The sequence below is a fragment of the Rhodococcus sp. IEGM 1366 genome, from assembly GCF_033142425.1.
Taxonomy (GTDB): domain Bacteria; phylum Actinomycetota; class Actinomycetes; order Mycobacteriales; family Mycobacteriaceae; genus Rhodococcus_F; species Rhodococcus_F globerula.
Map to the genome: position 1 here is coordinate 47614 of NZ_JAWLRZ010000007.1, position 14942 is coordinate 62555.

Genomic DNA, 14942 nt, shown 5'->3' on the forward strand with positions numbered 1-14942 from the left:
AAAGGTGAAAGTATGTGCACTCGCGTCATCTGGAATGAACCCGGCGGAGCGGTTCTCGTCGGTCGAAACATGGACTACCACCGGGATACCGCCACGAACCTGTGGGTTATGCCTCGGGGGATCAAACGAGACGACGGCGTCGGCGGCCAACTGTCCTGGGTAGCCCGATACGGCAGCGTCGTGGCAGGCGCGTACGACATGATGACCGTCGACGGGATGAACGAAGTCGGCCTCGCCGGGCATATCCTCTGGCTCTCCGAATCAACGTACGGCGAGCACGACAAAAGCAAACCCGCCTTGAGCATGGCGGTCTGGATGCAGTACTTCCTCGACAACTTCGCAACCGTCGACGAAGCAGTGGCCTGGATCGAGGACACCAGTGTCCAAGTCGTCCCACTGGGAGACCCGAGCACCGGTGAAGTACCCGCGGTGCACCTCGCGTTGGACGATGGGAACGGCGACTCCGTAGTCATCGAGTACATCGACGGAAAGCCCAACGTGTGGCACAGCCGTGACTACCGCGTGATGACCAACTCCCCCACCTACGACAAGCAGATCGAACTATTGAAGCAGGTCCAAGGGTTCGGTGGAGACAGGCCACTTCCCGGAACCACAGTGGCCTCCGATAGGTTCGCGCGCGCAGCGTATTACGTCGGACGCCTTCCCGAACCCAAGACCCAACTCGAGGCAATCGCCGGCATGTTCAGCGTCATCCGTAACACCGCGCAACCGTTCCGCATCCCTGATCCCGACAAGCCGAACGCGTCGCAGACGATTTGGCAGACCGTCTCCGACCTCACCAACAAGCGATACGTCTTCGAGTCGACAACTCGACCCAATGTCGTCTGGGTCGAATTGAGTGAATTGAACTTCGAGGAGGGCGCTCCCGCCGGCAAGCTCGACCTGATCGGGGACACCGCTCTCGAGGGTGGGCTGGCCGGAAATGTCACCGGCCGCTTCGATGAGACCGCACCTTTGAAGTTCCTCGCCCTACCGTCCTGATCGGTACCCGAATTATCGGTGGTTATATGCGCTTGCAAGATATGGGCAGCGCACATAACCGCCGGTATTCGCGCGATCATATCGCGCGATAAACATTGCTAGATCGTGTCTCACGATTCCTCACGTACGCACCGCTGTTTCCTCACGATGATGAAACTGGTGCACTCAGACCGCTTCTGCCATTGCCGACACTGGCCGGGTGCTTTTTCCCAGGAATACCGCGGAGGCGAACAGGAAGAACAACGCACCGACGAAGGTGCCGATATTGGCCATATTGGGATCAAGTGTATTTCCGTCACGGAGTATGAACGATCCGACGGCAGATACGCCGAAAGCAATGGATCCGAATGTGTTGAGCCAGACGCTTTGCCATTCCGTCGATCGCGGCGCCCAGTACGTCTTCGCGCGCCACAGGATAAGCACAGCAAGACCGCTCGAAACGAGGAATGCGATAGAGCCCTCCGCGTTGGGATTCCAGACGAGGTGCATTTCTCCTTGCACGTTGAGGTCGTGCAGAGCTGATCCGGTACTGATGTTGAACAGTATCGTGCCGAGAAGCTGCACTGCTGCCGATAACCACACGGCACGGATTGCAGGCTTACCGGAGTCGGAAGTAGTGGCCGATCCACTGAGTATCAACTGGATAAACGCGGCGCCGGTGAAAAACCAGGACCCGGCGAAAAAGAAAACGTTCGCGAGGGCGGCACCGAAGAGCGACGAAAGGAAGGGTGCCGAACCGAGCGCGAAGAGAGTCGATCCGATCACGAAGCCCCAGGACTGCATCCGTAATGTCGGGTGAATCAGCATGCGCCGCAGTGTAGTTCAACTCCGACATATTATTTCGAGGATCCGAGATTTTGCGCATACCCCCCGTCTACGACGGCATCTCCGGATCGGTTCGCCAGGTCTGATCGTTACCGAATCAATAGGGTGATTTTTCGTTATTTGCCCTCAATGTCCGAATTTCACTGTTAGCGTGCGAGTTATGACAGCCCCTTCAAAAGCTGGACATCGTTTACTGTTCCGCAATGTTCGTATCTTCGACGGCGTCGCTGCGACAGTAGTTTCGGGTGACGTGCTGATTGACGGAGAGACGATTGCGGGAGTCTCGCAATCCCCGATCGGAGACGACCCGAGCCGAGAGACCACCGTCATCGACGGTGGAAATCGAGTCTTGATGCCGGGTATGAGCGACGCTCACGTGCATCTGGTCGGCAACGCCAATTCATACATGGATATGGTGATGGGCAGCGAAGCGCATATCGCGCTCAATGGCCTCGCCGAGGCAAAGAACATGCTCCACCGCGGGTTCACCACGGTCCGGGACATGGCCGGCGACACCAGCAGCATCAAATCGGTGATCGACCGGGGACTGTTCGAGGGGCCTCGAATCTATCCCTCCCAGGCCGCTATTTCGCAGACCAGCGGGCACGGCGACTTCGGATTCGTCTACGAATGCCCCACCGCTTTGGGCGGAAAGCAAAGTCGGGCCGAAGAAATCGGCTTCATGCGCGTCGCAGACGGTCCGGAGCGGGTATTGGCCGCAGTTCGCGAACAACTCAAAAAGGGTGCCTCACAAATCAAGATGATGGTCGGCGGCGGCGCAGCGTCGATGTACGACCCTCTCTACACAGTCCAGTTCACCGATCCCGAACTTCGTGCAGCGGTGAATGCCGCCACCGACTACGGAACCTACGTCGCTACCCACGTCTACAACGTCACCGGCATTCGCCGCGCGATCGATGCCGGCGTGAAATCCATCGAACACGGCCATCTCGCCGACGAGGCGACGATCGCGCTGATGGCCGAGAAGGACATTTGGCTTTCGATGCAGCCCTTCGCCTTGGGCGACCATCACTACCCCGACCCTAGCCGTGCAGAAAAGGACCGCGAGATCTGTACCGGTACCGATGACGTCTACAGCTGGGCCCGCAAACACGGCGTCAAAACAGCCTGGGGCACAGATCTTTTGCTCGAACCGCAGATCGCACCCCGGCAGAGCGAGATGGCCGCCCGACTCGGCGACCATTACAGCAATGTCGACGCCCTTCGGATGCTCACCTCCGGAAATGCCGAGCTCTTCCGGCTCGCCGGCGAGCGGGATCCCTACAGGCAGGCACCACTCGGAGTGATCACCGAGGGCGCGTGGGCGGATGTCCTACTCGTCGACGGAAATCCACTCGAGGACCTCAACCTGCTCGCAGATCCAGGCAAGAGCCTAAGGGTCATCGTCAAGAACGGCCAGGTAGTGAAAGACACTTTGTGACATCTCTCGTCGATGCGTGATCCTCCACGAGACGAACCCACCGGGGACCTCTCGCGTAGCTCCGCGCCGCCGTGCCGCACCAAGGTCGGGAGGCCTCAAATTGGTTGAAACCAGTTCAGAGAGTTGGCAATTACCCGCCGAAGCAGCGGCGGGGACATTGGTCTCCGCTCGGGGCATCGAATTACACGGACCGTGGGGCCACGTGTTCGGTCCACTCGATATGGATATCGACGCAGGCGGTGTGACGGTGCTGGCCGCGCAGGCCGGCGCCGCGCGAACCGCCTTGCTGATGACACTGTGCGGACGAATGCGATTGTCCGCGGGGACATTAGCCGTACTCGGCTACGACAATCCGACAAGAATCTTGGCCATCTCGGCGATCGCATGTCTGAACGAACTCGACGACGTCCGACCGTCGGTGACCGTACGTGACATGGTGACCGAACAACTGCGATGGAATTCTCCGTGGTACAAAATCGTTCCCCGCGCGAGCGAGGTGGAAGTCGCGAACATGTGCGCAGACACGTTCGGTGACATCGAATTACCCCCGCTCAATGCCTTCGTCGACGACCTTCCCGAAATCCAACAATTGTTGTTGCGGATCGCCGTCGCGAACACCAAACGCCCGCCATTGCTCGTTGTCGGGCGCATCGACAAAATCGCCGACGACCTCGAGAGAGCCGCCTTGCTGCAACGGCTTGTTGCACTCGGCGAGCACCAGTCGGTGATCACTGCAGATGTCAACGCACTCCCGCCTGATACCGGCGTCCACGCCGTGGTGAACATGCACGGATTGCTCGGAGCCGGCGATATCGGCGTTATGACCGAAGGAAGGTGACTGATGCTCGCAGGTATATCTCTGGGCAGCGATGTCAAACGCTATTCCCGCGGCACCCTGCCACGAATCGCGATCGTCACCATCATCTTGTTGCCGTTGCTGTACGGCGCGATGTACTTGTGGGCCTTCTGGAACCCCTTCGGCGAGGTGAACAAAATACCCGCTGCGATTGTCAACAACGACTCAGGACGAACATCGACAGGACAACAAGTCGACGCCGGCGATCAAGTCGTCAAATCGCTCATCGCCTCCGGACAACTTGATTTGGCGGAGGTCTCGGATCAAGAAGCCCAAGCCGGGCTCTCCAGCGGCAAGTACTATTTCACGATCACCTTGCCCGAGAACTTCAGCGACGCTGTCGAATCACCCAACGGCGACAACCCCGAGAAGGCCGATCTCACCTTCACCTTCAACGACGCCAATAATTATCTGGCCACCATCATCGGTCAAGACGCCTCCGAACAGGTCATCAACCAGGTCAACTCGACCATCGGCGCCCAAGGCGTCGGCCAGGTCCTGACAGGTCTGCAGACCGCCGGTTCGGGCCTGGGCCAGGCTGCCGACGGAGCAAAGACCCTCGCGACCGGTATCGACACAGCCAAGGCCGGAGCGGATCAACTCAGCTCCGGTGCCGACGAGCTCTCCACGAACATGGTTACCGCACGCGATGGGTCTGCGCAGCTCGCAGCCGGCGCCGGGCAACTCGCCACGGCGATCGACGGTGTCGCGGATCCATTGCTCAACGCCCTCGACGCCGGCAACGTGCCCGACCTCGGAGCCCAAGCGGCACAGCTGAGGCAGTCCCTCACTGCTCTCGGCGATCGCCTCCCCCAGCCGCCACAAGTCACCGTCTCACCAGCGGTCCAGCGGGTGCTCGACCTTCTCGGGCCCAGCACAGATCCTCTCGCACAACAGGCCGTTGCAGCACTCACCCCACTCGCTGCAGCACAACCCCAAAGTGACACTGCCGCACTACAAGCGGAAATCAGTCGCCTCAGCGAAGACGCACGCGCACTCGAATACCAGTTGACGGATCCAACCAGTCCCCTGCAATCCGGACTCGCACTCCTGCAAAACGGTGGACTGGCTTCAGACGTGCGGCAACTACGCAACGGCGCCGACCAGCTCAGTTCCGGAGCCACGACTTTGAACTCCGGACTGATCCAATTGACCGATGGCAGTTTCGCGCTCGCGAGCGGAGCCGATCAGCTCGCTTCGGGAATGGTGGAACTGCAATCGGGCTCGGATGAACTGGCCGACGCACTCGCAAAGGGCGCCGGGCAGGTACCGAGTTGGACTGACGATCAACGCACAGCTACCGCGGACACCCTGTCCACTCCAGTCGCACTCAAGCAGGACTACACGAACGAGGCGCCAACGTTCGGTACGGGATTCGCACCCTTCTTCCTGTCGTTGGCCCTGTTCGTCGGCTGCATTATCACCTGGATGTTGTTGACCCCGTTACAATCCCGCGCAACCATCAGCAATCTTGGCCTGTATCGAACAGTTCTGGCCTCGTACTGGCCGGCACTGCTCATCGGTATCCTCCAAGTGATCACCATGTACGCAGTGGTACACATCGGAGTGGGCCTGGACGTCAAACACGTTCCAGGAACGATCCTGTTCCTGATGCTGGTCTCGGCGACCTATCTGGCGATGATTCAGATGTTCAATGCTCTCTTCGGAGTTGCAGTCGGCCGAGTGGTGACCTTGGCCTTCCTGATGCTGCAGTTGGTCTCCGCCGGCGGAATCTATCCGGTACCGACGACAGCCACGCCATTTCAATACATCCATCCGTTCGACCCGATGACGTATACCGTCAACGGACTCCGGCAACTCATCACCGCCGAACACGTCGATTCGCGACTCTGGACAGCAATCGCCGTCCTTTCCGGCATTCTGCTCGTATCGATGACGATCAGCGCACTCTCGGTACGCCGCAACCGCCGCTACACGATGGAACGTCTGTACCCGTCGATCGAAGTGTAGAGCGCTGCGGCGCTACAACTTCCGACTCGATTCTGGACTGTCCGACTGATCCGCAATCGCTCGTTCGACTATTGGAGGAGAAAGATGTCAGATATTTTTGCAGCTCCCACCGAAACCCTCGCACCTGCGTACACCGGCAGGCTCGGCACGGATCCGATTCCCGCGCTACGACTACCCAAAGCCGAATCCGATCCCGAAGCGGCATACCGGTTCATCCACGACGAGTTGATGCTCGACGGTAGTTCACGACTGAATCTCGCCACTTTTGTCACCACGTGGATGGACCCTCAGGCTGATCGTCTGATGGCCGAAACGTTCGACAAGAACATGATCGACAAGGACGAATATCCAGCAACAGCGGAAATCGAAACTCGTTGCGTCAACATGGTTGCCGACCTCTTTCACGCAGAAGGACTGACATCCGACCCTGCCTCCGCGACCGGGGTCTCCACAGTCGGATCCTCCGAAGCCGTCATGCTCGGTGGACTCGCCCTCAAGTGGCGCTGGCGGCAACGCCGCGAGCAGGAAGGCAAAGACGCTACGAAACCGAATCTCATCCTCGGTAGCAACGTCCAGGTTGTATGGGAAAAGTTCTGCCGATACTTCGACGTCGAACCCAAATACCTGCCAATGGCCAAGGGCCGCTACGTGATCACCCCCGAACAGGTCCGCGACGCTGTCGACGAGAACACCATCGGTGTGGTCGCGATTCTCGGCACCACGTTTACCGGCGAACTCGAACCCGTTGCCGAGATCGCCGCAGCACTCGACGACATCGCGGCCAACGGCGGCCCAGACGTACCGCTGCATGTCGACGCGGCAAGTGGCGGCTTCGTGGTCCCGTTCCTGCACCCGGAACTGAAGTGGGACTTCAAGATTCCACGTGTTGTATCGATCAACGTCAGCGGCCACAAGTACGGCATGACCTATCCGGGCATCGGGTTCGTGGTCTGGCGCTCAAAGGAATATCTACCCGAAGATCTGGTATTCCGCGTCAACTACCTTGGCGGAGACATGCCGACCTTCACCCTGAACTTCTCCCGATCAGGTAATCAGGTCGTCGGGCAGTACTACAACTTCATCCGCCTCGGAGTAGCTGGTTACACCCAGATCATGGAATCTCTACGCGATACCGCACTGATGCTGTCCGCGGCGATCTCGAAAATAGACAACATGCACATCATCACCGACGGCACCGCCATCCCGGTCTTGTCCTTCGAAGTCGTCGACGACCCGGGCTTCACCGTCTTCGACATCTCTCACGAACTGCGAGCACGCGGCTTCCAAGTTCCCGCGTACACGATGCCCGCAGATGCCGAAGATGTCGCCGTCCTGCGCATCGTGTTACGCGAAGGCTTCAGTCAAGACCTCGCATACAAACTGGTAACCGCGATCAACGAAGTCGTCCAACAACTCAGGAACAGCGCAGCCGACCGACCTGCGAGGAAGGCATTCGCACACTGACCGCCACATGCACCCTGAATAGGTCAGGCCGGCCGAAGGTGGCCTGACCTATTCTTCAACATATTCAGTGTGCCAATTCGTCCTTCTTGGCGCGAACCTTTTCGAGTGCTGCCTCCGCACGTTTACGTGCGCGCTTTCCCTGCACCTCGGTTTGTTCGGATACAACCTCGGCCCAGTCGTTGCTCTTCGCGCGTGCAAGTTCTGCGATCTCGGCACTGTGTTTGCGCGTCAAGTCTGCCAGTTCAGCCCGACGCTCGCGCGCGGTCTCGGCGAGTTCGGTGCCACGCTCCAAAGCCGAATCGGCGAGTTCGGAGCCTCGCTCGCGCGCCATCTCTGCCAGTTCGGAGCCACGCTTCTGCGCGACCTCCAAGAGATCCGGCCCACGCTCCTTTGTAGCTTCGCCAAGTTCCGCTGCTCGTTTGCTTGCGATCTCCGCAATCCCCGAACCCCGTTCCTTGGCCAGTTCGATCCAATCCGTACCGTGCGCTTTGGCAGTGTCGCCGAGTTCGGAGCCACGCTCCGATGCCACAGCCATTGCATGTTCGACACGAGAACCAGCGTTATGGCCCTGTGCCGCGACCAGCGGAAGTGCAGCGACAACCGATGCCCGCGCCTTTTTTGCGGCGCGACGTCCGCGCCACCCCAGAGATGGTTTTCCTTCGGTGTCGACGGATGCGATTATCAACCCACCGAGCAAGCTGACATTCTTGAGAAACTGCGTACGCTGCATCGCGCGTACCGAGGGATCGGTCTCGTTCCAAAAATCGTGACCGACGAGCGTGGTGGGCACCAGGCTGCCAGCGAGGGCTATCGACGCAAGGCGGGGCGCTTTGCCGCTGGCCAGCAACACACCACCCCCGATCTGGATTGCAGAGTTGATCTTGACGAGCGTTTCCGGATCAGCAGGGATCTTCTGCTTGACCGCTTCGGGCAACGTCCCGACACATTTGTCGATCAATGGCGCCGCTTGAACTGCTCGCTGGGCAGGATCACGCAGCGCATCGATTCCTCCTGCGATGAAAAACGTAGAGAGCAACGGACGAGCGATTCTGCGTACCAACATGTTTCAAGCCTCCCGATATAGATTCGTAATTCACCACAGCGATCAACGAAAGAATTCGATCCGACTACGTACTCGCCAGGCTCTCGTCGTCGACCGCTCGGTTCGTCGCGCACAGTAAATCTAACCGCCACAATACAGATTTTGTGCGAAGAAGTTGGGCAGTCGAGCCATCACTGGGCGTTCCAGTGGACATTTTCCGCTCAGTTCGGCGTTTCGAGGCCAGTTCAGATGGTTATTTACGATCGCAGTATTGCCAATTATCTATGCTTGCTGGTATAGATTTTGGTAGTTGACAGACAGACAGAAAGACGACGCGTGCGGGTGGCGGGAAGCTGGAGGACACAACCGCGAAAAAATCGGCACCCACTTCACGAAGGAGCCGTACGCCTCGGCTGGCGATGGAGCACGAAAACCTTTGTCTATCAATGAAAGCGAGTCCCACATGCCCGACGAACTCATCGTCCGGCGCGTCATCGGCGCACCCACCTCGTCTATATTCGCCGCGCTGGCGAACCCCGAGGTACAGGCAACGATCGATGGCTCCGACATGCTCAGAGGAGCAATCGATCCGAAGCCGCTGAACGGTGTCGGCGACACGTTCACGATGCAGATGTATCAGCCGGCACTCGGTGAGTACGTCATGGAGAACACCGTATTCGTATACCGCGTCAACGAAGAGATCGGCTGGATTCCGAACCGCCAAGGCATGAAGCCTCGCGGCACGCGTTGGTCGTGGCGGCTCGACGTCGTATCGGAAGGCAGTACCGGCCTCACCCAGGTATACGACTGGTCCGGCGTCAAGGACGCGGAGTTCCGCCAAGCGGCGCAATTCCCAAGGGTCACGGAGGAGCAGATTGCCGCAACGATGAACCGTCTAGCCGACCATCTCGGCGTTCCCGTCGAAGAATGGCAAGAGAAGAGTGAACAGAACTGAAGCGTCGATGCCACCGCAGGGGTGAAATGCACACGAATGCGGTGACACACTCTCACCTCGGGGGCAGCATGACAACCACAGACAATTCATCCGGACACGATGGCGGGCGCGACACCGCAAGCCGAGCCTCGGACGATCGAGCTGATGCTACGCATCGCCCAGAGCTGACAAGCCTTGCCGGTGCGCTTGGAAATTCACATGACCCGGCATACCCCTCTGACGTGTTGTTTGCCAGTTTGTCCGAGATCAACGGGGTCACCGCCCTCTGCGTTCGCGGCGAAATCGACGCAACGTCCCTGGCTTCGTTAGGCGCTCACCTGCAAGACATCAGCGATGAAGGACGCCCCTTTGTCATCGACTGCACCAACTGCCACTTTCGCAGCACTGCTGAACTGTCCATCCTGAGCGCTCTGGCAGCGCGCGTGAACAGACTCGGCATCACCTGGGCGCTCGCAACCGATCACAGGACCATACGGTTACTCGAACTGATGGAATTCGATACCAGGATCGATGTCTTCAGCTCCCTATCGGAAGCTGGAGCTTTCGTATCCGCTTCCGCAACGGAAAGAACTTCCTCATGAACAACATTCGCCAAAATGGCGAGGGCCACGCGGACTTCGTCGTGGTCGCCAACCGCCTACCTGTCGATTTGGAACGCCGTCCCGACGGCACCACATCATGGAGACGAAGTCCTGGCGGTTTGGTGACGGCTTTGGAACCGATTTTGCGAGCAAAAAGTGGTGCGTGGGTGGGCTGGCCCGGAGTGCCGGACGAACACGTCGAGCACTTCACGGAAGACGGCTTGGCGCTGTACCCAGTCTCGTTGTCGTCGCAGGAGGTTGCGGAATACTACGAAGGTTTCTCGAATGACACCCTTTGGCCTCTGTATCACGACGTGTTGGTACCGCCTACCTACGATCGAAACTGGTGGGGTTCGTACTCTGCAGTCAACCGCAGATTTGCCGAGGAAGCTGCACGATGCGCCGCTCCCGGAGCGACGGTCTGGATACAGGATTATCAGCTGCAACTCGTACCGAAGATACTGCGCGAATTGCGCCCCGATCTCGAGATCGGGTTCTTCCTGCACATCCCCTTCCCACCAGTCGAACTGTTCATGCAGCTGCCGTGGCGCCGAGAAATTATCGAAGGCATGCTCGGTGCCGACCTCATCGGTTTTCATCTACCCGGCGGCGCCAACAACTTCCTTTTTCTCGCACACCGACTTCTCGAATTGGAGACCACCCGAACGGAAGTAGGGAGCGTTCTGGGACAGGTCCACACCCACGATCGAATCGTCAATATAGGCGCCTTCCCCATCTCCGTGGATTCACGCGAACTCGAAGCCGCAGCCAAGGACGACACGATTGTTGCTCGCGCCATCGAGCTCCGGCGGGAACTCGGAAACCCCGACAAAATCCTTCTCGGCGTGGACCGGCTGGACTACACCAAAGGCATCGACCTTCGACTCGAAGCGATCAAAGAATTACTCGACGAAGGACGTCTCGATGCCGAGCACACGGTCATGGTGCAACTGGCCACCCCCAGTCGCGAACGCGTGCAGCACTACATCGATCTCCGCGGTGTCATCGAGGAACACGTGGGGCATATCAACGGTGACCATGCTCAGATCGGTCACCCGATCGTGCACTATCTGTATCAACCGGTCTCACGAGACGAGCTGATCGCACTGTTCGTGGCTGCCGACGTCATGCTTGTCACGCCGAAACGCGACGGAATGAACTTGGTTGCCAAGGAGTACGTAGCCTGCCGCGGCGACCTTGGCGGTGCACTCGTTTTGAGTGAGTTCACCGGCGCTGCAATGGAATTGCGACAATCCTACTTGGTAAACCCTCATGATCTCGACGGTGTGAAGAATATGATCATGACGGCGCTCCACCAAGATGCAGAATCAGGACGACGCCGCATGTCCGCCCTGCACCGTCAAGTCATGTCCCACGACGTCCACAGGTGGGCCCACTCATTTCTCACTACGCTCACAGATTCTGCGGCCAACGGCACCGTCCGCGATCTCACCGACACCGAACACGACCTCGCCGTCAATGCATGACGGGCGAACGACCATCCGACGACATCGACGAAAGGCAGGGCTCTCGATCCAGAGCCTGATTAACCGGAAAGCACGCGGAGGTTCAACATGCCTGACCAGTACGCAATGCAGGATCCCACCACTCAATATTCCGCGCCGATACGCGACCGGCAGCCGGAGATAACGCACCCCGGCCTCACGGCTGAGGTGGTCACTACCCCCGACCACGGCGAACACACCTACCGCGGTACCGGACGTCTCGAGGGGCGCCGCGCGATCATCACGGGCTCAGATTCCGGAATCGGGCGAGCAGTAGCGATCGCCTTCGCTCGTGAAGGTGCAGATGTGGTGCTGAGTTATCTCGACGAGGAAGAAGCAGATGCGCGGGAAACAGCCCACTGGGTCGAGCGGGCGGGCCGGAAAGCGGTGGGAGTCCCAGGCGATCTCCGATCCGAAGAGCACTGCGCTGCACTTGTGGAGACTGCCGTCCGCGAACTCGGCGGCCTCGATATCCTGGTGAACAATGCGGCCTTTCAGATGGTGCAGCTCGGCGGGATCGCCGACATCACCACCGAACAATTCGATCGCGTGATGAAAACGAACCTCTACGCACTCTTCTGGCTTTGCAAAAATGCGATTGCCGTGATGAAGCCAGGATCAACGATCGTCAATACATCATCCATCCAAGGCGCCGCTCCCTCGCCTGAGCTCCTTGACTACGCCACCACCAAAGCCGGCATCATCGACTTCACGAAAGGACTAGCCGGCGACGTCGCCAAGAAAGGGATCAGAGTCAATGCCGTTGCTCCAGGGCCGATCTGGACCCCGTTGATTCCGGCGACGATGCCCAAGGAGAAGTTCGAGACATTCGGGGACGACGTACCGCTCGGGCGAGCCGGCCAGCCGGCCGAACTCGCACCGGCCTACGTGTTCCTCGCGTCCGGCGAATCCAGTTACACCACAGGTGAAGTCATCGGAGTTACCGGCGGTAAGCCACTTACCTGACGACCGCCGCCGTTCGCACTCACCTGCCCCCTCTAGTCCCCGCAACGATTCGGTTGCTTGTCGTGATTCGCTGTACGGCGCAGTTCGGCGGCCGATTCCTCGAGATCGGTGTGGCTGATCGACCGACCTATCCAGAGCCCCACTAATGCTCCCAGGACGATCCAAACTACGACAATTCCGACAATCCACCACATAGCTGGAAGTGTGCCACAACCAACCCGAGTTGAAGACCTTGGTCCCGCATATAGGCCGAAAGCGTTCAGACATTCGAGCGAGCGGACTGCAGGGAACGTAGGCCAATGCGCAACTCAGGTGGTCCGCCGACCTCAGGTGTGAACATCTCGTCGGCGGACCAAACCGTAACCGCCCCACCGTGCCTGAACGTAAACGCAGAGTGGTCTAGTTCACATCCGAGCGATGTGCCGACAGCGCCTACCAGGAACTGAAACTGTTTTACCGGCGCAGTTCCAGCCTGTCCGTGACGGCTGTCGTAATTGACCGCGACAGTTACTCATTTCGCCTAGCCGACGTCGAGAGTGCGTCGACACGACCATTGCCAGAGTGGTCGGCGAACTGCTTCCGGTACGAGGAAGGAGTGGTTGCGAACGCGGATACGAAGTTCTGCCGGAAGGTGACAGCGCTCCCGAACCCACACGCGCCTGCAATGGCATCGATACTCCAGTCTGTCGTCTCCAGGAGAACTCGAGCCTCACCCAGTCGTTGTTCTTGAACCCACCGTGCCGGCGTAGTCCCTGTGGCAAGACGAAACTGACGGATGAAGTTTCGCCGACTCATCCGCGCCTGACCCGCGAGGCGTTCGACGGAAAGCGGCTCACCAAGCCGACCGAGCGCCCATTCCAGCACGTCTGCAACAGCTGTGTCGCCGGCAGATTCCGCAAGTGGTCTCTCGATGTACTGAGCCTGGCCACCCTCTCGATGCGGCGCAACAACAAGGTTTCGCGCCACGCGGGTGGCCGCTGCGGATCCGAGGTGTTTCCGCACAAGATGCAAGCACGCATCGACCGAGGACACCGTCCCGGCGGACGTCATAACGTCGCCATGATCGATGTAAAGCACCGATTCGTCCAAGCGGATGCTGGGGTGGCGTTCGGCAAGCGTGGGCATCATGTCCCAGTGCGTGACAGCCGAGCGACCGTCGAGGAGTCCGGCGTCAGCGAGAGCGAAAGCGCCGAGGCACAGACCTACGATCGGTGTACCGCGGGAGTGCGCTCGGGAAAGTTCGGCTCGCAAGAGCTTGCTGATCGGCGAAAGTGGTAGCGGCCATGAGGGAATGATCACGATGTCGGCCCAGTCGAGCGTCCGCAGTCCCGCTACCTCGCCGATCGAGTACCCCTCGGTGGTCCGAACCGCGCCCGCTAGGTCGGACCAAAGCCGGGTTTCCCAGCCGTGTGCAAGTCCGAGGCGACCCACCTCACCGAACACCATCATCGGTGCCGCAAGGTGAAACATCGTGACATCGTCAAACGCGTACACCGCGATTCGCATGGATCTCCCAACGTTGGCGCAAAATCATCGAAAGTATGCACCCGTGCCACTCACGGTGCATACGAACCTACCGAAGAATGGAAGACGAACAACACGGATAACCGATCCGGAACTGAAATCGACCCGCCTTCAGGAGTGATGAACCGTGCCTACACCCCGCCGTGCCCTTATTGTCGTCGACGTCCAGCAGGAGTACTTCGACGGGCCTCTGCAGATCCAGTACCCACCGCGTGAAGAATCGCTGGCCAACATCCTTCGCGCCGTCAAGATTGCCGGTGCGAACGACGTTCCCGTCGTCGTCGTTCAGCACAAGATGCCCGAAGGCGCCCCGGTCTTTGTCGAAGGTACGCCCGGATGGTCACTCCACCCGGAGCTCGAGGGCAATATCGATCCGGCAACCAAGCGAGTGCACAAGCAGTACGCGAGCGTATTCGCCGGCACAGATGTAGCGGAATGGCTGCGCGCGAAAGACATCGACACCATCACGATCGTCGGTTACATGACCAACAACTGCGACCTCGGCACCGCCGTGGAGGCTGAGGCTCTCGGGTTCTCCGCAGAGATTCTTTCCGACGCCAGCGGATCGATCCATCTGGCAAACGAGGCGGGGCAGGTGTCGGCCCAGTCACTGCACGAGACACTCATGGTTCTTTTGCAATCGAACTTCGCAGCGGTCACGACGACAACCGAGTGGGCCGGCGCCGTACATTCCGGGACGAGTCTACCCAAGAGCAATCTTGTGGTCTCGGCGATCCAAGGGCGCGAGTCCGTGACAAGCTGACATCCCAATAGCACAGGGCGGCAATCGGATCGGTGTTTCGACTCCGC

13 protein-coding genes are annotated in these 14942 nt (G+C 59.3%); 10 read left to right on the forward strand and 3 right to left on the reverse strand.

What is annotated here, in order from left to right; genetic code table 11:
* The first annotated feature begins 12 nt into the window (after positions 1-12).
* Positions 13-1002, forward strand: a complete 990-nt coding sequence (locus R4P64_RS21345; RefSeq protein ID WP_317822609.1) for a linear amide C-N hydrolase — start codon at positions 13-15, stop codon at positions 1000-1002.
* A 165-nt stretch (positions 1003-1167) separates the two neighbouring features.
* Here R4P64_RS21345 and R4P64_RS21350 read toward each other — a convergent pair whose 3' ends face one another.
* Positions 1168-1809, reverse strand: coding sequence for a hypothetical protein (locus R4P64_RS21350; RefSeq protein WP_033231599.1), 642 nt, complete (start codon positions 1807-1809; stop codon positions 1168-1170).
* 178 nt (positions 1810-1987) lie between these two features.
* Here R4P64_RS21350 and R4P64_RS21355 point away from each other — a divergent pair, with 178 nt between their 5' ends.
* From R4P64_RS21355 to R4P64_RS21370, 4 genes are all read left to right on the forward strand, one after another.
* On the forward strand, positions 1988-3268 hold the full coding sequence (locus tag R4P64_RS21355; RefSeq protein WP_045064413.1) for a metal-dependent hydrolase family protein: 1281 nt from the start codon (positions 1988-1990) through the stop codon (positions 3266-3268).
* Between the two features lie 100 nt (positions 3269-3368).
* Positions 3369-4106, forward strand: a complete 738-nt coding sequence (locus R4P64_RS21360; protein WP_230589996.1) for a hypothetical protein — start codon at positions 3369-3371, stop codon at positions 4104-4106.
* Positions 4107-4109: 3 nt separating this feature from the next.
* Entirely contained in the window at positions 4110-6095 is a 1986-nt protein-coding gene (locus R4P64_RS21365; protein WP_317822614.1) for a YhgE/Pip domain-containing protein, read from the forward strand.
* An 84-nt stretch (positions 6096-6179) separates the two neighbouring features.
* Positions 6180-7559 carry a glutamate decarboxylase gene (locus R4P64_RS21370; RefSeq protein WP_033231603.1) on the forward strand — a complete coding sequence of 460 codons (1380 nt, stop codon included), beginning with the start codon at positions 6180-6182 and terminating at the stop codon, positions 7557-7559.
* A 64-nt stretch (positions 7560-7623) separates the two neighbouring features.
* Here the strand turns inward: R4P64_RS21370 and R4P64_RS21375 are convergent, their stop codons facing one another.
* Complete coding sequence (locus R4P64_RS21375; protein WP_045064418.1) at positions 7624-8622, reverse strand: DoxX family protein; 999 nt, start codon at positions 8620-8622, stop codon at positions 7624-7626.
* A gap of 442 nt (positions 8623-9064) precedes the next feature.
* On the opposite strand from R4P64_RS21375, the gene R4P64_RS21380 reads away from it, so the two are divergent.
* The 4 genes from R4P64_RS21380 to R4P64_RS21395 all read left to right on the forward strand — a co-directional run bounded on the left by R4P64_RS21380 (position 9065) and on the right by R4P64_RS21395 (position 12608).
* The gene (locus tag R4P64_RS21380; RefSeq protein WP_051730259.1) at positions 9065-9556 is read left to right on the forward strand and encodes a hypothetical protein; all 492 of its coding nucleotides are present in this window, start codon (positions 9065-9067) and stop codon (positions 9554-9556) included.
* Between the two features lie 68 nt (positions 9557-9624).
* Positions 9625-10137 carry an STAS domain-containing protein gene (locus tag R4P64_RS21385; RefSeq protein WP_317822616.1) on the forward strand — a complete coding sequence of 171 codons (513 nt, stop codon included), beginning with the start codon at positions 9625-9627 and terminating at the stop codon, positions 10135-10137.
* Positions 10134-11624 carry a trehalose-6-phosphate synthase gene (locus R4P64_RS21390; protein ID WP_317822618.1) on the forward strand — a complete coding sequence of 497 codons (1491 nt, stop codon included), beginning with the start codon at positions 10134-10136 and terminating at the stop codon, positions 11622-11624. The genes R4P64_RS21385 and R4P64_RS21390 overlap by 4 nt, the downstream gene beginning before the upstream one ends.
* Positions 11625-11711: 87 nt before the next feature.
* The gene (locus R4P64_RS21395; protein ID WP_317822619.1) at positions 11712-12608 is read left to right on the forward strand and encodes an SDR family oxidoreductase; all 897 of its coding nucleotides are present in this window, start codon (positions 11712-11714) and stop codon (positions 12606-12608) included.
* Between the two features lie 507 nt (positions 12609-13115).
* Here R4P64_RS21395 and R4P64_RS21400 read toward each other — a convergent pair.
* Positions 13116-14114, reverse strand: coding sequence for a GlxA family transcriptional regulator (locus tag R4P64_RS21400; RefSeq protein WP_317822620.1), 999 nt, complete (start codon positions 14112-14114; stop codon positions 13116-13118).
* Between the two features lie 145 nt (positions 14115-14259).
* Here R4P64_RS21400 and R4P64_RS21405 point away from each other — a divergent pair, with 145 nt between their 5' ends.
* Positions 14260-14895: an isochorismatase family protein gene (locus tag R4P64_RS21405; protein WP_317822622.1), complete on the forward strand. Its 636-nt coding sequence runs from the start codon at positions 14260-14262 to the stop codon at positions 14893-14895.
* Positions 14896-14942: the final 47 nt, after the last annotated feature.